Origin of the sequence: Slackia heliotrinireducens DSM 20476, assembly GCF_000023885.1 — a bacterium.
Taxonomy (GTDB): domain Bacteria; phylum Actinomycetota; class Coriobacteriia; order Coriobacteriales; family Eggerthellaceae; genus Slackia; species Slackia heliotrinireducens.
This window is the reverse complement of record NC_013165.1, coordinates 254,798-277,838: the sequence shown is the minus strand read 5'-3', so window position 1 is coordinate 277,838 and position 23,041 is coordinate 254,798. Positions and strand designations below refer to the sequence as shown.

20 protein-coding genes and 1 tRNA gene are annotated in these 23,041 nt (G+C 62.5%); 7 read left to right on the top strand and 14 right to left on the bottom strand.

All coding sequences use genetic code 11. The annotated features are described in order from the left end of the window. Positions 1 to 28: 28 nt before the first annotated feature. Positions 29 to 910 carry a radical SAM protein gene (locus SHEL_RS01115; protein ID WP_012797406.1) on the bottom strand — a complete coding sequence of 294 codons (882 nt, stop codon included), beginning with the start codon at positions 908 to 910 and terminating at the stop codon, positions 29 to 31. Between the two features lie 119 nt (positions 911 to 1,029). Here SHEL_RS01115 and SHEL_RS01110 point away from each other — a divergent pair, with 119 nt between their 5' ends. After that, positions 1,030 to 1,362, top strand: coding sequence for a winged helix-turn-helix transcriptional regulator (locus SHEL_RS01110; protein ID WP_012797405.1), 333 nt, complete (start codon positions 1,030 to 1,032; stop codon positions 1,360 to 1,362). A gap of 375 nt (positions 1,363 to 1,737) precedes the next feature. On the opposite strand, the gene tsaD is transcribed toward SHEL_RS01110, so the two are convergent. The 3 genes from tsaD to SHEL_RS01095 form a co-directional block, all read right to left on the bottom strand. Continuing rightward, complete coding sequence (tsaD, locus tag SHEL_RS01105) at positions 1,738 to 4,083, bottom strand: tRNA (adenosine(37)-N6)-threonylcarbamoyltransferase complex transferase subunit TsaD (RefSeq protein WP_012797404.1); 2,346 nt, start codon at positions 4,081 to 4,083, stop codon at positions 1,738 to 1,740. Between the two features lie 126 nt (positions 4,084 to 4,209). After that, entirely contained in the window at positions 4,210 to 4,776 is a 567-nt protein-coding gene (locus SHEL_RS01100) for a biotin transporter BioY (protein ID WP_012797403.1), read from the bottom strand. Positions 4,777 to 4,849: 73 nt separating this feature from the next. Beyond that, a tRNA-Leu gene (locus SHEL_RS01095) sits at positions 4,850 to 4,934 on the bottom strand. Between the two features lie 259 nt (positions 4,935 to 5,193). Here SHEL_RS01095 and SHEL_RS01090 point away from each other — a divergent pair. From SHEL_RS01090 to SHEL_RS01065, 6 genes are all read left to right on the top strand, one after another. Beyond that, positions 5,194 to 6,648, top strand: a complete 1,455-nt coding sequence (locus SHEL_RS01090) for a Sapep family Mn(2+)-dependent dipeptidase (protein WP_012797402.1) — start codon at positions 5,194 to 5,196, stop codon at positions 6,646 to 6,648. Positions 6,649 to 6,830: 182 nt separating this feature from the next. Then, the gene (locus SHEL_RS01085) at positions 6,831 to 7,526 is read left to right on the top strand and encodes a response regulator transcription factor (protein ID WP_012797401.1); all 696 of its coding nucleotides are present in this window, start codon (positions 6,831 to 6,833) and stop codon (positions 7,524 to 7,526) included. 9 nt (positions 7,527 to 7,535) lie between these two features. Then, positions 7,536 to 8,558, top strand: coding sequence for a sensor histidine kinase (locus SHEL_RS01080; RefSeq protein ID WP_012797400.1), 1,023 nt, complete (start codon positions 7,536 to 7,538; stop codon positions 8,556 to 8,558). Between the two features lie 21 nt (positions 8,559 to 8,579). Next, complete coding sequence (locus tag SHEL_RS01075; protein WP_012797399.1) at positions 8,580 to 9,188, top strand: DUF3267 domain-containing protein; 609 nt, start codon at positions 8,580 to 8,582, stop codon at positions 9,186 to 9,188. Between the two features lie 97 nt (positions 9,189 to 9,285). Further along, positions 9,286 to 10,098 (top strand): zinc ribbon domain-containing protein, encoded by an 813-nt coding sequence (locus tag SHEL_RS01070; protein ID WP_012797398.1) that lies wholly within the window; start codon positions 9,286 to 9,288, stop codon positions 10,096 to 10,098. A gap of 311 nt (positions 10,099 to 10,409) precedes the next feature. After that, positions 10,410 to 11,228, top strand: a complete 819-nt coding sequence (locus tag SHEL_RS01065) for a zinc ribbon domain-containing protein (RefSeq protein ID WP_012797397.1) — start codon at positions 10,410 to 10,412, stop codon at positions 11,226 to 11,228. Between the two features lie 544 nt (positions 11,229 to 11,772). Here the strand turns inward: SHEL_RS01065 and SHEL_RS01060 are convergent. The 10 genes from SHEL_RS01060 to SHEL_RS01015 all read right to left on the bottom strand — a co-directional run bounded on the left by SHEL_RS01060 (position 11,773) and on the right by SHEL_RS01015 (position 23,034). Continuing rightward, positions 11,773 to 12,507, bottom strand: coding sequence for an ABC transporter permease (locus SHEL_RS01060; protein ID WP_012797396.1), 735 nt, complete (start codon positions 12,505 to 12,507; stop codon positions 11,773 to 11,775). Beyond that, positions 12,500 to 13,318, bottom strand: coding sequence for an ABC transporter ATP-binding protein (locus tag SHEL_RS01055; protein ID WP_012797395.1), 819 nt, complete (start codon positions 13,316 to 13,318; stop codon positions 12,500 to 12,502). Before SHEL_RS01055 ends, SHEL_RS01060 begins: the two co-directional genes overlap by 8 nt. Before the next feature lie 243 nt (positions 13,319 to 13,561). Continuing rightward, positions 13,562 to 14,731, bottom strand: a complete 1,170-nt coding sequence (nrfD, locus tag SHEL_RS01050) for an NrfD/PsrC family molybdoenzyme membrane anchor subunit (RefSeq protein WP_012797394.1) — start codon at positions 14,729 to 14,731, stop codon at positions 13,562 to 13,564. A 10-nt stretch (positions 14,732 to 14,741) separates the two neighbouring features. After that, the gene (locus tag SHEL_RS01045; RefSeq protein ID WP_012797393.1) at positions 14,742 to 15,359 is read right to left on the bottom strand and encodes a 4Fe-4S dicluster domain-containing protein; all 618 of its coding nucleotides are present in this window, start codon (positions 15,357 to 15,359) and stop codon (positions 14,742 to 14,744) included. 13 nt (positions 15,360 to 15,372) lie between these two features. Beyond that, a complete protein-coding gene (locus SHEL_RS01040; protein ID WP_012797392.1) occupies positions 15,373 to 17,793 on the bottom strand; it encodes a molybdopterin-dependent oxidoreductase in 2,421 nt (806 codons plus the stop codon). Between the two features lie 292 nt (positions 17,794 to 18,085). Then, a complete protein-coding gene (locus SHEL_RS01035) occupies positions 18,086 to 19,078 on the bottom strand; it encodes a slipin family protein (protein ID WP_012797391.1) in 993 nt (330 codons plus the stop codon). A 3-nt stretch (positions 19,079 to 19,081) separates the two neighbouring features. Continuing rightward, the gene (locus SHEL_RS01030) at positions 19,082 to 19,573 is read right to left on the bottom strand and encodes a GntR family transcriptional regulator (RefSeq protein WP_232001612.1); all 492 of its coding nucleotides are present in this window, start codon (positions 19,571 to 19,573) and stop codon (positions 19,082 to 19,084) included. Then, positions 19,573 to 20,514 carry an NrfD/PsrC family molybdoenzyme membrane anchor subunit gene (gene nrfD, locus SHEL_RS01025; RefSeq protein ID WP_012797389.1) on the bottom strand — a complete coding sequence of 314 codons (942 nt, stop codon included), beginning with the start codon at positions 20,512 to 20,514 and terminating at the stop codon, positions 19,573 to 19,575. The genes SHEL_RS01030 and nrfD (SHEL_RS01025) overlap by 1 nt, the downstream gene beginning before the upstream one ends. Before the next feature lie 229 nt (positions 20,515 to 20,743). Continuing rightward, a complete protein-coding gene (locus tag SHEL_RS01020) occupies positions 20,744 to 22,234 on the bottom strand; it encodes an MATE family efflux transporter (protein WP_012797388.1) in 1,491 nt (496 codons plus the stop codon). Between the two features lie 230 nt (positions 22,235 to 22,464). Then, entirely contained in the window at positions 22,465 to 23,034 is a 570-nt protein-coding gene (locus SHEL_RS01015) for a biotin--[acetyl-CoA-carboxylase] ligase (RefSeq protein ID WP_012797387.1), read from the bottom strand. Between the last annotated feature and the right edge of the window lie 7 nt (positions 23,035 to 23,041).

Sequence of the window (23,041 nt, the reverse complement as noted above, 5' to 3'; positions counted from 1 at the left end):
ATCCGGAAAAGAGGGCGCATGTTGTCCCCTATAGGTTCGCGATGCTTGCCCGATACCGTTCGAACCGGCCGTCGTAGGACTCTTCAATCGCCTCGTCCAGTGCGGACAGCATGGCGTCACGGTCGCGCGGCACGCGCCCCGCAATCTTCACGGGCATCGACACGTGCTCGCACTTGAACACGGTGTCGCATTCCAGCCGCGAAATAAGCGCCTTCAGTTCGCGCAGGCGCTCGCGCTCGTTCGCTTCGACGAAGCTCCCCGCCTGCACGTCGGCGTACAGCGGCGTGTCCTCGAACAGCGTGAGCGACGCGGTGTAAATCATCATGGGGTGCAGCTGGTTGTAAACGCGCGCGGTCTCCTCGGCGCTGCGGCTGCCGTAGCCGTGCCCGCCCAACCCGTTCACGAACTGCCCAACCCACGTGAGCCCGGCCGCGTCAACCTTCGACATCTGCTCGAGCACCTCGTCGGAAACGTAGCCCTTGTTCATGCGCGTGAGCAGCTGGTCGTCGCCCGTTTCCACACCCACGGTGAGCCTGGAGTACCCCGCCGCCGCGAGATTGCGGAGCTGTTCCTCGGTTTTGTTGCGGAAGTTCGTGACACGCGCGAATGCGCCGATGCTTTTCACCCAGGGCAGTTTCTCGTAAATCGTTTCCGCGACACGCATGAGCCGATCATACGGAAGCACGAACGAATCGGCGCCCTGCAGCCAGATGCGGTCGTAGTAGCGCCATGGCGAGGCGGCAAGCTCGTCGAGGTCGGCCTCGATTTCTTCCCACGGCGACACAGCGAACCGCGCGTCCTTGTAGAAGGTGCAGAACTTGCACCTGTTGTGGGAACATCCCGATGTTATCTGCAGAAACCCGCAAGCCGCCTCGAAGGGCGGGCGAACCACGCCGCTCGCGAAATGCATGACAAACTCCACCTTCCCGAAGATTCCACGTCCTTTCGAGTTGCAGTATGATTATGCGGCGAACATATGACCAGTACTGTTTTTAAAGACAGGTACTATCTTGGAGGAAAGTCATGGGAATGTCCGATTCGAAGATCGACGACGCCAAGTTCGAAGGAACCGGCTACAGCTATACGATGTCGCTCATACAAGGCAAGCACAAGATGGTCATCCTGTATTGCCTGATGGAGTTCCAGCCGGTGCGTTTCAACGAGATGCGCCGCTACCTTGGGAAGGTGACCGACAAGACGCTTTCGGCCAACCTGAAGGAGCTCGAAGCCGACGGGCTTATTGCCCGCAGAGAGTATCCGCAGGTCCCGCCCAAGGTTGAGTATTCGCTCACGCCGCTGGGCGATTCGCTCATGAAGGTGCTCGACCAGCTGTGCACCTGGGGCGAAGAGCATATGAAATAGCCCGATGAGTCGGTAAGGGCATGGGGGCAGGGTCCTCGCACCCCGCTCCTCAGCCCGAAAACGGCCTTTTCCGCCAAGAAAACAAGTGGTGTACGACTTCGCAACAATACGGGCCGCGCGTGTCATATCGACACGCGTCTGACCTGGGGCTCTGCGTGGGTGATTGTTTATAGAAGCGGAGCGGGTCCGAACAGTCGTACACTACTTGTTTTTCTTGGCGCAGAAGCTGGTTTTCGGCTAAAGGAGCAGGCCAAAAGGACGGAGAGGCATCCCTATTGATGCAAAATGGGACAAGGGGGACTCCCCTTTGTCCCACAATCTGTCCCTGCTGACACAAAAATGAGCCAATGAGAAACGTCCCTGGTGACACACTCGCTAGTACGGCTCGTCCAAGGGGGCGTGGGCCGTCACATCCAGGCTCCAGTCGGCGAACTTGCCTTGGGCGAAGCGGTCGCGGGCGACTTCGGCGATCATGGCCGCATTGTCTCCGCAGGCCGAAAGCGGCGGCATGACCAGGCGATACCCGTGCTTCTTGCACATGGCTTCGTAGGCGCCGCGCAGCGCGGGATTGGCCGCAACGCCGCCGCCCAGGCAGAACGTGCGCGCGCCGGTGTCCTTCAGGGCCGTGTGCGCCTTCGACACCTGCACATCGACCACCGCCGCCTCGAAACTGGCTGCGATGTCGGGAATGTTCAGTTCGCGCCCCGCCTCGCGCTCCTTGTTGATGTAGGTGGTCACGGCGGTCTTCAGGCCAGACAGGCTGAACCGCAAATCGCCCGAGTGCATGAGCGCACGCGGGAACGCGATGGCCTTCGCATCGCCCTGAGCTGCGTATTTGCTGATAATCGGACCGCCAGGATAACCCAGCCCCAGCGCCTTGGACACCTTGTCGAAGGCCTCGCCCACCGCATCGTCGATGGTCGAGCCCAGCGTTTCGTAATCGCCCCAATCCTTCACATGGACCAGCATGGTGTGGCCGCCGCTGACCAGCGACACCACCATGGGAGGCTGGATGTCCGGCTCGGCCAGGCGGTTCGCATACAGATGTCCCTCCAAGTGGTTCACGGCGATAATGGGCAGATCGGCGCCCCATGCGGCACCCTTGGCGAAGGCGACACCTACCACCAGCGCTCCCACCAGGCCCGGAGCGTAGGTTACGGCGACGGCATCCAAGTCGCGCCACCGCAGGCGGCTGCGGCCCAGCGCGCGGGCCGCCACGTCCAGACACTCGTCGGTCACGCCGCAGATGGCCTCGATGTGCTTGCGGCTGGCGATTTCCGGAACCACGCCGCCGAAGCGCGCATGGAAATCGATCTGGGACGCCACCACGTCGGACAGCATGGACCCTTCGCCGTCGATAATGGCCGCGGCGGTCTCGTCACAGGAGCTCTCGATGGCCAGAATCAGCGGTTGAACAGCCACAACGTCGGATTCTTCCCCATTGGCAACCTCGTCCACACGCAGGGTCATGCCCGCCACGTCGTGGACCTCCACGGGAAGCGGACCGGTCATGATGGCGGCGTCCTCCCGATCGCTATAATAGCCCGGGCGCACGCCCACAAGCTCCAGCCCCAGATCACGGTAGAACGCCTGCGCGCCCTCGTTGGACACGCGCACCTCAAGCGTGCACTCCGAGGCGCCCAGGTCGCGTGCGTCGGCGGCCACCAGACCCAGCAGATGCCGGGCAATGCCGCGACGACGGTACGCAGGCTCGACGGAAATCTTGAGAATCTCAACCTGGCCTGCGACGACCAACCCGCCGCAATAGCCCACCAGCCGCGTTCCGTCGAAGGCGGCCCACCAGGTGCGGTCCTTGCGGGGCAGTTCGTCGGCCACCAAATTCGCGTTCCACGCATCGGTTCCCATGGTGCGTCGTTCCAGGTCGACCACATCGCCCACATGCTCGGCGTCCAGAGGCCGATATGTGACGGCACCTTCGGCCTGCACGCCCGTGGCCAGGTCTTTCGGCGCACGAGCCGCGTCAGCCAGTCGAATGCGTTCGTTCTCCTCCGCGTCGGACAGGCGCGTGTACACCGGCAGCAGCGTGGCCGGGTTACCGCCCATCCGAGGCGCCATCAGCAAACCCTCGCCGGACACGGGCCACAAGCCCTCGTCCAGCACCTGGCCCAGACCCTCGAAGGTTTCGCGGTATTTCATCAGGCCGTCGCCTGCAATCTTCAACTCGGTGGCGGGGTCGCCGAAGGTTTCCAGCACCGCCTGGGCAATCCAGCGCTCGGCGTCGTGCACCTTCACCACCGCGTCGGCGGTCAGGCGTTGCGCACCTTCGTCATCCAGACGAAACAGCACCGGATACACCTCTTTACGCATGGCGTCGGCAACCACCAGCAGTGCGCCGCGGACCCCTTCGGCCCACGCGCGCCACGCCACGGCATCCAGGGTGGACACGCCCAACAGCGGCACCTCCAACGCGGACGCCATGCCTTTGGCCGTGGCCATGCAAATGCGCACGCCCGTGAAACTGCCAGGGCCGCGACCGCAAACCACGGCTGCGACCTGGTCTTTCGTCACGCCGGCAGACGCCAGCGCCTCGTCGATGCGAGCGATAAGCGTGGTGTTGCTGGCCCGCCGTGCCGAAACCGACGCCGATGCGACGCATTCGGCTTGAGCGGCGGTTATGTCGACAGCATCGTCGGGCAGGCGGCCCACGCCCACCGCAACGACCTCGTTGGCCGTGTCGAATGCCAGAATGTATGCGCCCATGTCGGTCCTTTCATCAGGCGTTTCGCCCGCTATACAAAGCCCCGCCGCCGAAGCGACAGGGCATCGCCTTTGAACAGATGTATTGTAGCGGCAGCCGCGCGCGGTGCGCAGGCGGGCATCAAACCTTTACGCAACCTTCTTCGCGGCGCCAAGCGCCGGCAGCGACTGCTTGATGGCATGGGCCACAACCGTTGCCACGCCGATCTTGATGGCGTCGGGAATGACGAACGGGGCCACGCCGGCGACAAACGCCGCACCTGCCGACAGGTCGGCCACAACCGCCAGCTGAATCCAGCCCAGGATGTAAACCACGACCAGGAACAGCGCCGACGCCGTAATCTCGCGGGCGAAGCGGGCCTTCTTGTTCGCCGGCTCCTTCCAGAAATAGAAGAGCAGCGCCACCAGGCAGGCACCTACCGCGTAGCCGATGATGTAGCCGCCGGTGGTGCCCATGACCACGCCGATGCCGCCGCGCATGCCCGAGAACACAGGCAGGCCGATGGCGCCCAGGGCCACGTAGCCCACGATGGCCGCCACCATCTCGCGGGGCGGCAGCACCAGCAGCACCAAGGTCAGCATCAGAATCTGCAGAGTGAAGGGCACGGGACCCAGCGGGATGGTTACCCAAGCGCTCACAGCGATCAGCGCGATGGCAAGACCGCAGAACGCAACCGATTGGCTTCTTGTTTTCATATATAGGGCTCCTTTCATGAAAACAGCCTGATAAACAACGAAGGCCGGCATGACGCCGACCTGAATACTTGAATGGTGCCCGAGGCGAGATTCGAACTCGCACGTCTTGTGGACAGAGGTTTTTGAGACCACCGCGTCTGCCATTCCGCCACTCGGGCATGGACTGGCATTATAGCCCAATGTCGAGCACACGTCGAGCAGAACCGCACTGCGCACCGAATTTGCAAATGCAAGCAAACCGCCCCGGGCTCGGGCGAACGTGGCGAAGGCGTCGGGGCTTCTGATGCGGGCGGGCGCGACCAGCCCCGTCGGCTTCGCGGATCGGTTCGGGCTGACCGTCGCGGCCGGGCGGTTGCCGCAGTGCAAAAGCGGAGTACAATAGGTCGGCAACACGACCTATATATGAGAGGAGCACCTATGGCCGACGAGGAACTTTTGCGGGCCGCAGATGAATTCATAGCTTCGAACTGGGAAGACATCGTTTCCGACATCGCGAAGATGATCGCGGTGCCAAGCGTCGTCGATTTCGACGCCGCCACCCCCGAACATCCCAGCGGACCCGCCGCCCACGAGGGGCTGAAGGCCGCCGTGGCGCTGGCCGAACGCCTGGGCTTCGAATCCGTCGACGACGCCGGCGAAATCGGGTTTGCGGACCTGCCCGGCACATCCGACACGCTGCTCGCCATGATCTGCCACGCCGACGTGGTGGCACCAGGCATCGGCTGGACGCTGGACCCCTGGACCATGCTCCGCAAGGACGGTTTCCTGCTGGGCCGCGGCGTGATCGACGACAAGGGACCGCTGGTCATAGCCCTGTACGCCATGAAATTCTTCCAAGAGCGCGACGCGCGGCTGCCCTACACCCTGCGCATGATCTTCGGCACCAACGAGGAGACGGGCTGCATGCGCGATGTGGCCTACTACCAGGAGAAATACGGTTCGCCTGCCTTCCTGTTCACGCCCGACAACACCTTCCCCGTCTGCTATGGTGAAAAGGGCGGCTACCGCGGAATCCTTCGGTCTCCCGGCTTCGAAAACGGCACCATCGTAGACTTCACCACGGGCGGATCCGCCACCAATGCCGTGCCTGGCCTGGCGAAACTCACCTTGAAGGCCCATGCGGACGCCCTGCCTCCTGCAGAAGGGATCGCCTTCGAAGCCGCCGGCGACGGTCTGGTCACCCTGACCGCCACAGGTGTGGCGGGACATGCGGCTATGCCCGAAGGCACCGTGAGCGCCATCGGCATGCTGGTTGCCTACCTGCTCGAACACAACCTGACCACCGCCGCCGAATCGACCTGGCTGCGCGGGCTGGACGCCGTTATTGGCCATACGGACGGCTCGGGCGTCGGCATCGCCTGCTCCGACGAGGATTTCGGGCCGCTGACCTGCGTCGCAGGTACCATCCATCGCGTCGACGACCGCTTCAACGTCACGCTGGACCTTCGTTACCCCACCACCATCACCCCCGATGAGATGGGCGCCGCCTTCGCCGCGTTGGCCGAAGAGTTCGGCGGCAGCTTCAGCGGGAAATCCGTGATGGAACCCTTCCTGATGGACAAGAACTCCGACATCATCCGGGTGTTCGCCGAGGCCTACCACGACGCGACCGGGCTGGACGGCGACCCCTTCACCTCGGGCGGCGCCACCTATGCCCGCGAATTCCCCCGCGCCGTCAGCTTCGGCGTCGAGGATCCGCACGACAGCTATCCCGCATGGGTGGGCGGCATGCACGCCGCTGACGAGGGCGTTTCCGAAGAAACCCTCAAACGGGCGCTGCGCACCTACATACTGACAATTTCGCGCTTGATGGAGCTGGACCTCGACCGGTTCGCCGGCGAACACCCCTCCGCCGCCGAAGCCGCCGAATAGCGCTGCACACACCTTGCACCAACGAAGCCGCCGACCAAGGCGGCTTTTTTCCTTTCGGCTCCGTCTCGAGTTTTACGAGACGGCATCAAAACATGCACAACGCATCCGCTCCACAACGCCGTGGTATCATACGTCGTACTCAAGACCTGCGGTTCCACTCCGCACAGAAGAAAGAGGCGCACATGAGCGACCAGCCCAGCACCATCTTGCTTGTCGACGACGAGCAGTCCATCATCGATTTCGTCTCCTACAACCTTCGTAAAGCGGGCTATCAGGTAGACACGGCAGAAAACGGCGACGTCGCGCTGGCCATGTCGCGCCACAAGCATTACGACCTGTACGTGCTGGACATCATGATGCCCGGCATGAACGGCTACGAGCTGTGCCGCAACCTGCGCACCCGCACCAACGCGCCGGTGCTGTTCCTTTCCGCCCGCGACTCCGAGCTGGACAAGGTCGTCGGCCTGGAAATCGGCGCCGATGACTACCTGGCCAAACCCTTCGGCGTCCGCGAGCTCATCGCCCGCGTGCGCGCCCTGTTGCGTCGCGGCCAGATGGACGCCGAGCCCATGGCGGGCGAATCCATCACGGCCGGCGGCATCACCTTGGACGAGGCACGCCACATCGCCGAGGGCCCCAACGGATCCATCGACCTGACCCCCCGCGAGTTCGAGCTGCTGAGCGCCCTTATGAAGGTAGCCGGCAAGGTGGCTTCCCGCGAAGACCTGTTGCGCGAGGCCTGGGGTTGGGAATACATCACCGAGACCAAGACCGTCGACACCCACATCAAGCGCCTGCGCGACAAGCTGGCCGCCGCCGGCTTCGATCCGGGCATCATCGAGACGGTCCGCGGATACGGGTATCGCTTCAGGGCATAACCCCGCACCATGCACCGCCTACAAACATATCTGGCCATCCTCGCGACGCTCTTTACGGCCACGGGCACCATCCTGCTGACCATGGTCAGCAGCGTGATTGACCTTTCCGCCTTTGAAACGGCCTGGTTCATCCTGCTCATCTGCACCGTGACCTTCGCCATTAGCCTGGTTATCGGCCACTACCTGGTGGAACCGCTGAAAAACCTGCACCTGAAGGCGCAGACCCTGCTCAGCGGCGTGACCGACGTGTCCTTCCAGCCCGAAGGAACCATTGCCGAGGCCGACATGCTGGCCCGCGACTTCCACGACCTGAGCGAAAAGACCTCCCAGCAGATGGCCGATCTGAGTGTGCAGCAGAAACGCCAGACCCAGTTCATCAGCGACGTTGCCCACGAGCTGCGCACGCCGCTTACGGCCATCCGCGGCAACGCCGAAACGCTGGCCGACCCCGATATGCCGCAGGACCTGCGGGAACGCTTCACCCATACCATCGTCAGCGAGGCCGAGCGCCTGACCCGCCTGACCAATGACCTGCTCACGCTGCAGCACATCGAGGACGGAAGCGAGCAGCAGGCGCTGCAGCGCGTCAACCTGCGCACCATCGCCACCGACGTAGCCGACGTGCTGGAAACCCTGGTGGAGGACCGTAACGGCACCATCGAGGTGGTGGGCGAAGCCCCCGACGTGCTGGGCAACCCCGACCGCCTGCAGCAGGCCATCTACAACCTGGTGGCCAACGCCTGCCGGTTCATCGGCGACGGCGGACACATCGTCATCCGGCTGGAAGGCGTCGACGACAAGACCATCGTGAGCGTCATCGACGACGGCCCGGGATTCGGCGACACAGACCCGAACATGCTGTTCAGCCGCTTCTACCGCGGCGACAACTCCCGCGCCCGCAACACGGGCGGCACGGGTCTGGGGCTGGCCATCGTCAAGAGCGTCGTGGAGGCCCACGACGGCACCGTGCAGGCGTTCAACGTGGCCAGCGGCGGAGCCTGCTTCATGATCGCACTGCCTTCGGTCCACTAGCCTGACCTGCGAGCATCCATCATGCATTTGGTTTACAAAGGGAAGTTCACCGGCCCGGACGATCTGCCCGTGGCCGACATGCCCGAACGCGCGGTCATGTTCGACGAGCCCGACTCGCTTGACGGCATCGCCCGCGAGGCCGTCAAATACACCCTGTACATGTGCATCCCCGTGGTTGCGGTGCTGGTGGCGGGCCTGCTGTTGGACGGCACCGACCCGCTGGCCCCGCAATTCGCACTGGGCATCATGCTGGGCGCGGCGTTGTCCCTGGTGGCGGCCGTACCCCACGAGTTCCTTCATGCCATGTGCATGCCGCGCGGCGCCCAGGTGGAACTGTGGACCGCCCTGCGCCAGGGCATGCTCTTCGTCACCACCACGCACCCGTTCACGAAGGGCCGGTTCATCGTCATGAGCGCCCTGCCTGGCCTCGTCCTTGGAGTTATCCCCTGTTTGGTCTGGCTGCTCATCCCCCACGGCACCCTCGGATCTGCGGCGTTGTTCACCTTCGGCGCATCCAGCTTCCTCATGGCCGCCGGCGACATGCTCAACATCGCCAACGCGCTACGCCAGGTTCCGACGGGCGGCACCGTGGCCCTGTCCGGCATTCACTCCTACTGGTGGACCGATTAGCGCTGCACCGAGGCGATGCCGAAAAGTTGCACAACCCAACCCGCGGCGGTCGCGGTATTCTATACACATCAGAAAACACCCGACGAAAGGACCTTCGATGTTTTGCCCCAACTGCGGTACGCAACTCCCCGACGGTTCCGCATTCTGCGGCAATTGCGGAAACCGACTGAACGCCGCCCCCAACCCTGCTCCTGCGCCTGGCTACCCTCCCGTCGCGCAGCCTGCCGGGTCCTTCGATATTAAGAAGTTCCTGCCGATTATCATCGGTGTGGCCGCAGCGGTGCTGCTCCTGGCGTTGTTCCTGATCATCCGCCCCTTCGGCGGCGGGCTCAGCGGCGAAAACGTGGGCAAGATCATGACCATGGAACCCGAAAAGATCGCCAAGCAGCTCGACAAGATGGAGTCTGTCAAGGTTGACGGCCAGAGGCTGTACGTGAGCTCCGAGGAGTTCGGCGACCTGATCAAGGATGCCGATGACGGCCTGAGCAAGAAAGAAGCCGCGGCGGCCGACGGCGAATGGGCGTTTGCCGTGAACCCCGACGCCCGCGACCTGGAAGACGGCGACGACCTGGGAAGCGTCTCGTGCTTCCGGGTGTACGCCGACACCGACGACCTGAACTGCAACAAGATCGTCGACTACGCCAAGGACATGGGGCTTGATGTGGGCACCTACGCCTGCTACGTCGGAGACGGCGGCGACTACGGCTACCTGACCGCCTACAACGACGATTATTCCATCAACCTGAACGTCTCCATCGACAGTCACGCCACTGTCGCTAGCGCCACCGTCTACACCGACGACGGCTACGACCTGAAGGACGCCCAGGACGAGGTCGAGAATTACGCCGACAATCTGGAAGACGAAATGGACGAATTCGACTACGAGGAAATCCAGACCAACGTCAAGTAACGGATGGAACATATGCTGCGTGCAAGGCGGGGCTTCGGCTCCGCCTTTTCGTTTTCCGGAGGTCTCGGTTCGGTTCGGGCCGGCGCCTCGGGACGCTCCAGGGCCTGACCGGTCCGCCCTTGGGCAATCGCTTCGGGCGCCTCGCGGCCCTGCAGGCGCTTCAGGCGCTTCGCGGCTCGAATCCGGCTGCTGCCTCACCTTCGCTAACGGACGTACCGTACGGCCCGAATCGAGCCGCCATGCAACCAGACACGTTCCGCTCGTGTATCATGACGCATATATATATTGGTGTTTCGAGAGAAAGGATGCGCATGTTCTGCCCCCACTGCGGCACGCAGCTTCCTGATGGATCCGCATTCTGCGCCAACTGCGGAAGCCAACTGAACGCCGCCCCCAATCCCGCCCCCGCCCCGATGCCCGGATACGGCGGCGCGGTCGCCCAGCCGACCGGCTCTTTCGACATCAAGAAGTTCCTGCCGATCATCATCGCGGTTGCAGCGGTGGCCCTTCTCCTGATATTGTTCCTGGTCATCCGTCCCTTCGGCGGATCCGGCAACGCGAATCTGAGAAAGCTCGTAACCATGGAGCCCGAGGAAATCGCCCAGACGCTCGACAAGATGGAAAGCGTCAAGGTTGACGGACAGCGCGTCTACGTGAGCAGCGAGGAATTCGGCGAGCTTCTTAAGGACACCATGGGCGACTTCAACAAGAAGGAAGCCGAACAGGCCGAGGGCGAATGGGCCTTCTACACCTACCCTGAAGCCAGAGACCTTGAGGACGGCGAAGAGCTGACCAACATATACGCCATCAAGGTGTATGCCAGCACCGACGAGCTGACCTGCGACAAAGTGCTCAGCTACGTCAGCGATCTCGGCCTTAAAGCCGGCACCTACGCGTGCTACGTCGACTCCGAGGGCGAATATGCATACATCACCTCCTACACCGACGACTACTCCATCAACATGGATGTCCGCGTAGACAACCACGCCACAATTACAGACGCGAGGATCTACACCGACGAAGGCTATGCCTTGGAAGACGCCATCGATGAGGTCGAAAGCGCAGCCGACGCCTTGGAAGATGATATGGAAGCATGGGACTACCGGGAGATTGCCACCAACGTCAAGTAGGGACCTTCGAAGTTTGCAAGGCGGGGCTTCGGCTCCGCCTTTTTTCATACCGGCGGGATTAGACGGCGCATCGTCTGTGCATATCCGGATGCGCAACCCCGCGCGACTCCCGCGATGAGCGTGGTTTTGTCGGGTTGCAACGGGCAGCAAAATCAAATCGACTACAAATGCAGGCTCAAAAAGGCATATCGGCTACAAAAGCCAACCTCGGAAATCATTCCGACTACAAATGCAACGGGGGTCTGAACCACTTTCGGGCTCAAAAACGGCTTTGCACCCCTATTTCAGGCCAAATCGGGCCCGATGAACCTCGAAATAGGCCTCCTAACTGTAGTCGCAATGGTTTTCGGGAAGCGCATCTGTCGTCGATATTGATTTTTAGGCTTGCATTTGTAGTCGCAATTGAATCGGCGTTGCGGCTGGACGGTGATCGGCATCGGTCCAAGAAGATGCGCGCCGCGCCGCAAGCGATGCCGCCTGCAGAAAAGGATCCGCATCTCGGTCCGTCGCGCCGACGACGGATTCCCAGCGTACGCAGCGACGCTTACAGGCGGCGCCAGCGGGTCAGACGGCGTTCGGCGATGTCGAAGATCTCGTACAAGATGACGCCCAGCACGGCCATGGCGATGATGCCTGCGAACATCTTCGGGTAGTTGAGCAGGGCCCATGCGTCGGCGATGAAGTAACCCAGACCCGTGGAGCCGGCGAAGCTCTCCGCGAAGAACAGGATGGCCACGGCAGTGCCGCTGGAAATGCGCTGCGCCGTGAACAGCTCGGGCAGCGTGGCAGGCACGATGACGTGGCGATAGATATCCAGACGGCTCGCACCCAGCGAACGCACGGACAGCACGCTGTCCTCGGGCACGCTCTTGGTGGCGTCTCGCACCGTGACCAGAACCTGGAAGAAGATGGTCAGTGCGATAAGGGCGATCTTGGGCGCGTCGGCCAGACCCAGCAACACGATGAACACAGGCAACAGCACCACTTTGGGTAGCGGGTACAGGAAGTAGAGAACGGGCGCGAACACGGCGTCGACCCGGGGCGACCGGCCGCAGACCAGACCCAACGGGATGGCTAGAACGGTGCCGATGACCATGGCGATCACCACGCGGTACAGGCTCACGCCGAAGGCCGGCGCAATCTCGTCGAAGTACATGACCACGTTCTGCAGCGCGGGCAGAACCTCGGGCAACGCAGCGCTTCCCAGAGCCATGGCGGTCAGCTGCCATCCTGCCAGGATGAACATGATGGCGAGCAGGTAACCCAGAAGCCTACGCATGGACGGCCTCGCTTTCGGCGGCCTTCGCGACACTGCTGGTCAGCACCTCGCGCAGATCGCGGCACCGCTCGAAGAAGAGCGGGTCGCTGCGCCAATCGTCGGCATGCATCTCGGGGTTGTCCAGTGTGTAGGCCAAACGTCCGGGGCGCGGCGTCATCACGAACACCCGCTCCCCCAGATACACGGCCTCTTCGATGGAGTGTGTGACCAGGACCTGGGCATATCCCGCCGCCTGCCACGTGCGCTTCAGCATGTCCTGCATCTCCTCGCGCAGCAAGGCGTCCAAGGCGGACAGCGGCTCGTCCATGAGCAGCAGGTCCGTCTCGCAGGTAAGCGCGCGGGCCATGGCCAGACGCTGGCGCATGCCGCCAGAAAGCTCCGCCGGGTACGACGACGCGAAATCCTGAAGCCCCACCTGCTCAAGGGCGCGGGCCACACGATACTTGCGCTCGGATTTGGGAACCTTGCGGATCTGCAGGCCCAGTCCAGCGTTCTGCTCCACGGTCTTCCAGGGCATCAGGCCGAAATCCTGCAGGATGAGGGACGTCTTGAGCCGTGGGCCCGCGACGGGCTCATTATCCACGAGGATCGAGCCGGCCGAAGGCTTCCGCAGGCCGGCGGCGAGCAACAGGCTTGTGGATTTGCCGCAGCCCGATGGCCCAAGGATGGCGACGGCCTCGCCGGGCGCCACGGACAGGTTCATGTCCTCAAGCGCCATCACATCGCCGTGGACGCCGGCATACGTCTGCCGCACGCCGCGCATGTCCAGCTTCGGCATGACATGGGATTCGGTTGCAACTGGCTCGGTCACGAACGCTCGCTTTCAAAAGGGTAACTCGGTTATCTTACGCCAGCGTCGATTGCCTGGCATGGCTCGCAGGAAAAAACCGTAACAGCGCGCGCCAAGCGGTTCGCGTGGGATGCTCGCCAGAACTTTCGCCGTTTCGATTCGGGAACCAAGGCAACGCAATGCGCCCGCACGGTTTTGGTGCGGGCGCATCGAAGGAGGGGGATGGCGCCGTCATGTCGGCGCCCTGTTCAGGTTTGCAGTACGTTAGGCAGCCTGGGCCGCGGTCTTGCCGCCGAGAAGCATGTTGCTCAGGACCATGAAGCCGAGCACGCCGAGCGAGATGACGCCGATCACGATAAGGACCTCAGGGACCGTCGGAGCGTAAGAGCCCGTCAGAGCCCACATGGCAGTGGGGTCGGACTGCGCCGCGGCAGTGCCGGTCGTGATGCCACCAGCGCCGTACACGTTCGGATGGATGAAGCTCGTGAACAGCAGCCACACGCGCTTGCATGCCACGCCGAGGACCACCAGCGCGCAGGCCAGGGCCACCAGGCCGCGGTTATTGCGGCGCTTAGGCGAGGCCAGCAGAAGGAACGGAATCAGCAGGCCGCCGATGATCTCGGCCCAGAAGAACGGAGCGGTGGCGCCGGTGGCCATCTCCTTCAGGGCGATGGCCTCGTGGGCACCGGGATAACCCATGGTCAGCAGCTCGCAGCCGATGAAGAAAGCGTCCACGCAGATGAAAGTGGCAAGCAGCTTGCCGAAGGAGGCCAGCAGGTCGCCGTCGAGCTTCATGAGGCCCACCTTCTCGAGCAGCATGAGCGACAGGATGAGCAGAGCCAGGCCGGAGTCCATAGCCGAAGCCACGAAGATGGGCGCCATGATGGCGGTGTACCAGGCGCGGGCGATCTGCAGACCGAAGATCCAAGCCGTGACGGAGTGCACGAGGATGGCAACGGGCAGCGCCACATAGGACAGCTTGCTCACCTTCGCCTCGTCGCCCTTCTGCATCCAGATCAGGTCGAGGACGTTGATGACGAGGTACGTGGTGATGATGCATACGTCCCACAGCAGGGGCGATTTAGGATTCGGACCCGTGAACATGCGCCAGATGCGCTGGATGCCGCCCATGTCGACGAGCACCAGCATGCCGGCGATGCAAATGCACACGATGGAGCAGATGACGGCGGGTTTGGCCACCGATTTGAACGACTCGATGCCGAACACGTGGGCGGAGCTGGCGACGATCAAACCGCCTGCGGAAAGACCCACGAACAGCATGAACATGCAGATATAGGCGCCCCACGAGTTGATGTTGGACATGCCGGTGACACCCAGACCGCCAATGAGCTGGTAAATCCAGCACGCGACGCCGATGATGGTCAGCGCGGCGAAAATGCCCATGGATACCTTGGAGAAACCTTTGGTTTGCATGGTGCACCTCCTATTCGAAATAGAAGACTTGGGGCTTGGTGCCCATGTCCTCGAGAAGAATACGGACATTGCGCTCGCGCTTGAGCTTGGAAATCTCGGAGTCGGGATCGTCCAGGTCGCCGAAGACGCGCGCTCCGGCAGGGCAGACCGCCACGCACATGGGCTCTTTCCCCTCACCCGTACGCTCGGGGCACAGCGTGCACTTCTCCATGACGCCCTTCTTGCGCGCGGGGACATCCTTGTGGCCGTAGTCGGCACCCGTGATGCGCTTCGGCTCCTTCCAGTTGAAGGTTCGCGCATTGTACGGACAGGCGGCCATGCACATGCGACAGCCGATGCACTTGTCGTAATCGATCTCGACACGGCCTTCTTCGTCCTTGTAGGTGGCGCCGGTGGGACAAGCCCTCAGGCATGCGGCGTTTTCGCAATGCTGGCACGCCAGCGGCAGATAGTTGCGCTCCAGGTTCGGATAGGTGCCCTGGGCGCCGTCGATAACGTCGCAGCCTTCGGTCAGGACGCGGTTCCACAGCATGCCGTCAGGAATGTTGTTGCTCATCTTACAGGCCAGGGAGCACGTGTGGCAGCCGACGCAGCGACCGGTGTTGATCGCGATAGCATATTTCGTCATTTGAGTTCCTCCCCTATGCCTTCTCGATGCCGACGATGGTGTCGCTGAACGGGGCTACCGGGCCCATCATCAGGGCGGCGCCGCGCTCGATCGGCGTGTCGTTGGTCAGATCCTGCATGTTGCCGGCAACGGTGTAGTCGGCCGTCGTGGCTTCGTACAGGCGGGCGGAACCCGGACGGATTGCTTCATTGGCGGCCACAGCCACCTTGATCTCGCCGCGGTCGTTGAACAGGCGCACGGTGTCGCCGGTCTTGATGCCCTGGGCCTCCAGGTCGACGGGGTTCACATGGACCGTCGGCGTGTAGTACTGAGCCAGCCAAGCGGAGTCGTTGAACTGGTTGTGAATGCGGAAGCGCGTGCGCGTGTTGGTGAGCTGCAGCGGGTACTTCTCCCTCTCGGGGTTGCCCGGGTAGGCCTCGATGTTCTCTTCCCATTGGGGAAGGGCCTGGTTGAAGTCGACCAGATTCTGGTAGTAGACCTCCATGTTGCCGGACTCGGTGTAGAACGCGTAGTCGGTGGCGACCAGGCGCGGGTTCTCGATACCCGTGATGGGCCACACGCCCTGGTTCTCCTTCAGCTGTTCCAGCGTGACGTTCTCGGTGCAGCCGGCCATGATGGCTGCGACGCGCTCGTCGGCCGTTTCAGGCAGGGCGTCTTCGTAACCCAGACGCTTGGCGAGTTCGCGTTGGAACCACAGGTCGGTCTTGGCCTCGAACAGTGGATCGAGCACCTTTTCCTGCAGGCAGATGTGGTTGTAACCGTTCTTCACATTGCCGACCTCAGCGTCGTATTCGAAGCGGCTGGTCAGCGGCAGAACGTAGTCGGCCCACTTGGCGCCCTCGGTGAAGTACACGTCGGCCGTCACGATGAGGTCGATGGTCTTCGTCCATTCCTCGGTGAGCTTCATGTTGCCCACCTTCTGGGCCAAAAGGTCGCCCACCGCAACGATGGCATGCACTATGTCGGTCTGGCGAAGCTCACGCATCTGCAGGTCGGCGGGACCGGGCATGAGGCCGTACTTCTCGGGGATGGCCCACTCGCCGAACCCGGCGGCATAGCCGGCGTACTGGGCGCCGACATACACGCCGACGCCTGCGCCGGGCTTGCCGATGTTGCCCGTGACGGCAACCAGGACGGCAGCTGCGTGGCCCGTGATGTCTGCGTTGCTCAGCTTGTCGGAACCGCCCCAGCCCACGCACAGGGAGGAGGGGCCAGCGGCGTATTCTTCGGCCAGCGCTTCGATGCGCTCCTGCGAAATGCCGGTGACTTCCGCAGCCCAGCTGGTCGGATAGGCCTTCTGGCTCTCGCACAGCTTGCTGTACACGGACACTAGCTGCTGCCCGTCGAAGGTGCCTTCCACCGTGAGCTGCGGATTGGCAGCCTCGGTGTAGGGCTTCTTCTGGCCGTCCTCGTCGATGACCAGGAACGGATAGAAGGGCATGTACTCGGTGCCCGCAGCTTCGGCCTCGGCCTTTGCGGCCTCGTCGACGATGCCTTCCTCGGAGCGGACCAGCATGCCGGTCTTCGTGTCGATCAGGAAGGGCAGCGACGTGTGCTTGGCCATGAACTCCTGGTCGCCCAGGTTGTTGTCAAGAATATGGGTGGTCATGCCCAGGAACAGCGCCGCGTCGGTACCGACCTCGATGGGAATCCACTCGTCGGACTTGCAGGCGGTGGTGGAGAAATGCGGGTCAACGGTGACCACGTGGGCGCCGGCGTCCTTCGCGTCGAACATGACACGGGCGTTGGCCAGGCTGGATTCGCAGAAGTTGTTGCCCACGTTGAGGACCAGACGGGAATTGACCCAGTCGCGAGGCTCCTGTGCGGACATGGCGAAGCCCCAACCCATACCGGTGGCGGGGTCAAGGCCGTTGCCGGTTCCGATGTCGATGCCGTTGTTGTTCGCGCAGGTGCGGGCCTCGAGAATCGTGGCCAGGAACGGAACATCGCATTCGGCACACGTCGTGACCAGCACAGAGTCCTTGCCGAAGCTCTGCTGGATGTCCTTGATCTGCGAGACGATGTCGTCGAGGGCCTCTTCCCAGCTGACGGCTTCGAACTCGCCTGCTCCGCGTTCGCCGACGCGCTTGAGCGGAGTCTGAATTCGCTTGTCGCTGTAGATGTGCTGCACTTCAGATACGCCCTTCAGGCACATCGTCTTGTACCTGCGCTCGGCCATGGCACTGTTCGGCTCGATGCACACGAGACGACCGTCACGCACGGTGCAGGCAAGTGCGCACATGTTTCCGCAGTGTGATTGGTGATACGTGTAGGCAACGTGCTCTTCGGATTCTGCCTGCGCGTTGGTCGGCGCCAGGCTGCTCGTTGCCGTTGCAATGCCGCCGGCGGTAACGCCCAGTGCGCCCAATGCGGCAGCGCCCTTCATGAAACCGCGGCGGGTGATGCCCGGGTTCACGGTCTTTTCTCCTGACATATCTCCTCCTTATAGAGCTGTCAGGATATCCCCCTCTTGTCCAGTCTCCGTACCGACGCCTCAAAACCCCGGCCTCGGAAGATGGTTGCGCTACCATCGGATGACCGCTCGAGTCTGGATATCGATTCCAATAGAAATCGATTTAGCTAAATCTCTTGGCGGCAGTATAGTTGATTGTCCTAAGACAATCAACTATTGTCTTAGGACAATTTTGAATTGAATTATACTATCTTGCAAATAGTTTTATGCTAGGAAACTACAGTGCTGACATGCGTACGGCCAGTTCAAAGCCTTACTTCCCGATCGTACCTTTCAACGAGTCAGGCATGATGTCGCTGAATCCCTCGCTGAAACTGGAGGGGACCACCACGGTGCCGCCGGTTTCACGAACGCTTTCATACAGCAGATGCATCGAGCGAAGGTGCAGGGCCGCATCGTTTTCGGCATAGGTCTGCGACACGTCTTCCATCATTTCGGAAATGTCCTGCTCGGCCTCCATCAGGATGATACGGGCCTTCTTACGCTGCTCGGCCTGGGCCTCCAAGGACATGACCTCTTGCAGCTCCTTCGGCAGCACGATGTCGCGCACTTCCACCGAGAGAATGGTTACGCCCCAGTCGCCCACCTTGTTTGCCAGCCGCTCCTTAAGCTCGCGGTCCAGCTGCTCGCGGCGCAAGGCGACCTCCGCCGCACCGCCGCGGCCGATGGCATCGCGCAGTGCGGTTTGGGCGGCCATCTCCACCGCGCAGGTGAAGTCCCCCACCTCGGTGCACGCGGCCTTCGCGTCGAACACCATCCAGAACAGGACCGCATCCACATACAGCGGAACCAGGTCGGCCGTCAGGGTCTCCTCGGCGCCGAAGGTGGTCACGCGCACGCGGCCGTCCACGCGCATGGCGGCGCTTTCGACGAACGGAATCACGAAGAACGGACCGGGACCCGCCACGCGGTTGTACTTGCCCATGCGAAGGACCACGACCTTCTCCCATTGCTGGGCCACACGCACTACGGAGGCCGCAATCAGAGCCGCAACGGCCGCGACGGCAACGGGGATGAACGTGAGCTCGCCCAAAACCAGCCAGCACACGGCCAGCAGCACGGCGAATGACGCGGCGAACACCGCGCAACCGAACGCGATGCGACCCGTGTTGGACGCCTGCTCGCCGACAACTTCCGTATGCGTGTCCGCCACCGTGGCAAACCTGCTGTAGCGGCTCGAAGCGACCTGCCGGGCGCCTTCGCCCTGGGAATGCGCCACCTTCGAAGCGGTATTGCGAATCTTCATGACTTATGCTCCCGTTCCTGCATTTCTCGAAGCCATGCCGATGGTGAACACGCGCGCCGTCGTTCGGCTTGCGTCGGGTTCCACCAGCCCCTCGTCCAGTTTGATCTGCTGGATTTTAGCATCCATGGCGCGCGACACGTCGTCCAGAGTGAGCCCCAGATCGCGACACGCCGACACGCAGTCCCCCAGAATGGTGTCCACCTCATGGGAGAATTCCTCGTCCACTTCGACAGCCAGGTCGCGCACGAACGCGCCGCGGCCGCGGGTGGATTCAATGTAGCCTTCGGACTTCAAAGCCAGGTAGGCCTTGTTCACCGTGTTGTAGTTGATGGAGATTTCGGACGCCAGCGCGCGCACCGTAGGCAGCTGCTCGCCAGGGCGGTAATACCCCGACGTGATGAGATACGCCAGCCGGTTCCTGAGCTGGGCCCACAGGGGCACATCGGTGCTTTCATCAACCTCGAACGAGAACATCCTCGCCGTATCTTTCGCCATTACAACACCGTCCAAACCTCAGGGTGCATGCCCGCCGCCACAATGCAGTAACGCATCAGGAACGCACCGACCAATACCAAAGCCGCGATGGCTGGAATGAGCATGATGAACCGGCCCTCCCACCTCGCGGCGTTCAATTCCAAAACCAATGGCGCAACCAGCCCGCACGCCCCGAAACCGACGAGGAACATGCCCGCGTACGCCCCGGTCAACAGGCTTTGCGCGCCTTGCGCGGCCACGTCGTAGGGGTGGCTGAACGCCGATGCCAGCAGCATGGCGGCAGCGGCAGCCTCCAGCACGATGACCACGATGTCGCACCGCACCAGCCGACGGAGCACCTGCCTGAACGCGCCCGTCGTATTGAAGACGCACGCGACGATCAGCACCAACGCGCATCCTCCCGACAACGACGACAGTACGAACAGCACAGGCAGCCATGCGCTGGTCCAAAACGGCACCGTGCCCAAAGTCGACAGGAGCAGGCCGGTGTATGCGGTTACGAACAGGCCGACGACCGCAGCGAACCACTCCGCCGCACGCAGCAGGCGGTACGGCACGTGCACACCCGAGGCGCCCCAGACGATGCCCAACAGCAGCGTGACCGCCAAACACGCGGCCAGCGCGTACGAACCCGCCGAGATGAACGTAGCGGTCGGATAGCGGAACAGCGCCAGCGCCATGGCAGGATTCCCCAGGTCAAGAAGCAGAAACAGGCACCCGAGGAAGACCGTGGCGAAAGCTGCGGCATAGCAAGGCGCGATCAGACGCCGGTACGGCTGCTTGACGCGGGCCATGGTGACGTACCCCGAGCGCGTATTCGCACGTCGGATTGCCGCGAGCTCGGCACGGGGGACCAGCAGGGCCATGGCCGAAACGACCACGCAGGCGCCGGCCCCGACGCCACCCAAGAACAGATATCCGACGACCAACATGCTGAGCATGAGGCTCTCCCCTACGAATGCGAGTGCCGACACACAACGAAATGCTGTTGACAAATTATCATAAGACAAGTTTACCGTCTAGGGAGCGGACGAGGGCATCGGGGGACGCGCGGGACGACGGGCGGGGGCGGGACGACGGGGACGGAGGGTATTGTCCCTTCGTTGACGCGCGTCAACGAAGGGACAATACCCTCCGTCCCCGTCGTCCCGCCCTTGTCGATTATTCGATTTAGGCAGCAGCCTCGGCATCCTGTTTGGCGATGCGGGCGTTGAGCTTCTTCAGTTCGATGGCAACGAAAATCGCCGTCGTGAAGCATGCCAGGATATCCGCAAAAGGTCCGGCGGCGTAGCAAGCATCCAGACCGTCCATGAACGGCACGATGCTCGGCAGCACCTCGGGCAGGATGAGCATCGCGGGCAGCAGGAAGATGATCTGGCGCGTGAGCGACAGGATGATGCTCTTCGTAGGCTGGCCCGTTGCCTGGAAGTAGTTGGCACCAACAATCTGGCAGCCGATGACCGGCAGCGTAATCAGATTGACGCGCAACGCGAAGGCCGCGAAGTCGGTCAGCTCCTCGCTCACGCCGAAAATGGCCATGATCTGCGGCGCGAAGGCCATCAGCACGACCCACATGGCGATTCCCATGATGGCGGCCCATTTCTCACCTACAGCGAAGGTGGTGCGCACGCGACGGAACAGCCTTGCGCCGTAGTTGAATCCCAAGATGGGCTGGATGGCCACCGAAATGCCCACCAAAGGCATGATCACGAAGCCAGCGATACGCTGCACGGCACCGATGGATGCCAGCGCGCCGTCCGCTCCGATGGGGTCCATCGCACCGTACTTGACCAGGACGTAGTTGAACACCACAGTCACAACGACGCCGCCGACCTGCACCGCGAAGGAGGCCAGGCCCAGCGTGACGATCTCTTTGGCTAGGCTCGGCACGATGGGGAAATACTTCTTGCGAAGGCGCAGGGGCACGCCCGGGGTCTTCGTAAAGTACCAGATGACGGAGATGCAGCTGATGGCTTGGCCGCACACCGTGGCCCACGCGCTGCCGGCGACGCCCCAGCCCAGGCCCATAACGAAGATCGCGTTGAAGACGGTGCAGGCAACCGCGCCGATAATCAGCGTGCCAAGCGCGCGGTTGGGCGCGCCGCAGGTACGGATGAAGTTGTTGATGCCGAAGCCGACCACCTGGAACACGGCGCCCAGGCTGATGATCTGGATGAACGTGCGGGCGTAAGGACGCACCGTGTCGGTGGCGCTGGACAGCGTGAGCAGCGGCTCGATGAAGAACGGAATGTGCGCCAGAATGGCGAAAATGATGCTGACCAGGATGGACAGGCTGAAGGTGTTGCCCAGGATGTGCTCGGCCTCGCCATGCTTGCCTTCGCCCAGGCGCAGCGCGCACAGGGCGTTGCCGCCGGAGCCGAACAGCATAGCCGCAGCCAGGAACAGCATCATGACCGGACCCGCCACGGTGATGGCGGAAAGGCCCAGGTCGCCCGCGCCGTGCCCGAGGAAGATGGTGTCGATGATCTGGTAGGCGCCGTTCACGATCATGCCGACGATGGCAGGAATGGCGAATTCCCTCACCAGTTTGGGGATATTGCCCGTGCCCAGGCGTTCCACCTTGTCGTTGTCGGCTCTACCCGCGGGCGCACCTTTCGGCGCGGCGGGTTCCATCTGGTTACGTTCTTCAATCTCTGCCATGCCCTACCTCTATTATGCACACTGTTCTATATCATTTCGCAAAACTGATATTCTACAGAACGGTGCCCCACACATTCGGCTAAACGCCCGCATAGGGCAGGAACTGCATAATCCCAACAGGTTCAAGACATATATAAAGTGAAGATATAGGTGTCTGGCCGAAGCGGCGACGAGCCGGCCTACAAAACTGCAACGTTGCAGCTTTGCGCGATGGGCTGGCCAAGCGCCGGTTAGAGAACGGCCTCTTCGATGGATGCGGCGAGTTTCGGCACCAATGCCGTCAGATAGGCGTCGTGCGCATCGGCTTTGGCTGGGTCCACCCCGGTCACTCCGACGAAATTCCCCAGGTCAGACACGTATGCGGGAACGTTGCGGCCGTCGGTCTGCGCGGGCGTTTCCGGAGGGAACACGTTCAGGCCGCAGCCCACCACAACGACGCCATCTTTGGCTTCAAGCAGGATGCCGCAGAGTTTGCCCTGGTGGCACAGCACATCGTTGGGCAGCTTCACCCACACCTCGTCGGCGCCGGCTCCGGTCTGCTCGCGCACCACCTTCGCGATAGCCTCGGCAATTGCGGGGCTCATCTGAGGCCATTCCGACACGGGCGTAGTCGGCCGCAGGATGAATGAGAAGTACAGCCCGCCGCGAGGCCCCACCCATACGCGGTCCCATTTGCCGCGGCCAGCCGTTTGCTCGAAGGCCGCCACGCAGGTGCCCTGGGGCGCGCCCGCTTGGGCCAAGTCCCACACGTCGTCGTTGGTGGAGCCGGTGGTTTGCTTATAGGTGATGTCGAAGGCCATGGTGCTT

What these genes read in the sequence shown, in the direction of transcription:
- SHEL_RS01030 (WP_232001612.1), bottom strand. Translation starts at nt 19,573, where the DNA reads ATGGCGAAAGATACGGCGAGGATGTTCTCGTTCGAGGTTGATGAAAGC.
- SHEL_RS01070 (WP_012797398.1), top strand. Translation starts at nt 9,286, where the DNA reads ATGTTTTGCCCCAACTGCGGTACGCAACTCCCCGACGGTTCCGCATTC.
- SHEL_RS01110 (WP_012797405.1), top strand. Translation starts at nt 1,030, where the DNA reads ATGTCCGATTCGAAGATCGACGACGCCAAGTTCGAAGGAACCGGCTAC.
- SHEL_RS01035 (WP_012797391.1), bottom strand. Translation starts at nt 19,078, where the DNA reads ATGAAGATTCGCAATACCGCTTCGAAGGTGGCGCATTCCCAGGGCGAA.
- SHEL_RS01100 (WP_012797403.1), bottom strand. Translation starts at nt 4,776, where the DNA reads ATGAAAACAAGAAGCCAATCGGTTGCGTTCTGCGGTCTTGCCATCGCG.
- nrfD (WP_012797389.1), bottom strand. Translation starts at nt 20,514, where the DNA reads ATGCTCAGCATGTTGGTCGTCGGATATCTGTTCTTGGGTGGCGTCGGG.
- SHEL_RS01065 (WP_012797397.1), top strand. Translation starts at nt 10,410, where the DNA reads ATGTTCTGCCCCCACTGCGGCACGCAGCTTCCTGATGGATCCGCATTC.
- SHEL_RS01060 (WP_012797396.1), bottom strand. Translation starts at nt 12,507, where the DNA reads ATGCGTAGGCTTCTGGGTTACCTGCTCGCCATCATGTTCATCCTGGCA.
- SHEL_RS01080 (WP_012797400.1), top strand. Translation starts at nt 7,536, where the DNA reads ATGCACCGCCTACAAACATATCTGGCCATCCTCGCGACGCTCTTTACG.
- SHEL_RS01020 (WP_012797388.1), bottom strand. Translation starts at nt 22,234, where the DNA reads ATGGCAGAGATTGAAGAACGTAACCAGATGGAACCCGCCGCGCCGAAA.
- SHEL_RS01115 (WP_012797406.1), bottom strand. Translation starts at nt 910, where the DNA reads ATGCATTTCGCGAGCGGCGTGGTTCGCCCGCCCTTCGAGGCGGCTTGC.
- SHEL_RS01090 (WP_012797402.1), top strand. Translation starts at nt 5,194, where the DNA reads ATGGCCGACGAGGAACTTTTGCGGGCCGCAGATGAATTCATAGCTTCG.
- tsaD (WP_012797404.1), bottom strand. Translation starts at nt 4,083, where the DNA reads ATGGGCGCATACATTCTGGCATTCGACACGGCCAACGAGGTCGTTGCG.
- SHEL_RS01075 (WP_012797399.1), top strand. Translation starts at nt 8,580, where the DNA reads ATGCATTTGGTTTACAAAGGGAAGTTCACCGGCCCGGACGATCTGCCC.
- SHEL_RS01015 (WP_012797387.1), bottom strand. Translation starts at nt 23,034, where the DNA reads ATGGCCTTCGACATCACCTATAAGCAAACCACCGGCTCCACCAACGAC.
- nrfD (WP_012797394.1), bottom strand. Translation starts at nt 14,731, where the DNA reads ATGCAAACCAAAGGTTTCTCCAAGGTATCCATGGGCATTTTCGCCGCG.
- SHEL_RS01085 (WP_012797401.1), top strand. Translation starts at nt 6,831, where the DNA reads ATGAGCGACCAGCCCAGCACCATCTTGCTTGTCGACGACGAGCAGTCC.
- SHEL_RS01045 (WP_012797393.1), bottom strand. Translation starts at nt 15,359, where the DNA reads ATGACGAAATATGCTATCGCGATCAACACCGGTCGCTGCGTCGGCTGC.
- SHEL_RS01040 (WP_012797392.1), bottom strand. Translation starts at nt 17,793, where the DNA reads ATGTCAGGAGAAAAGACCGTGAACCCGGGCATCACCCGCCGCGGTTTC.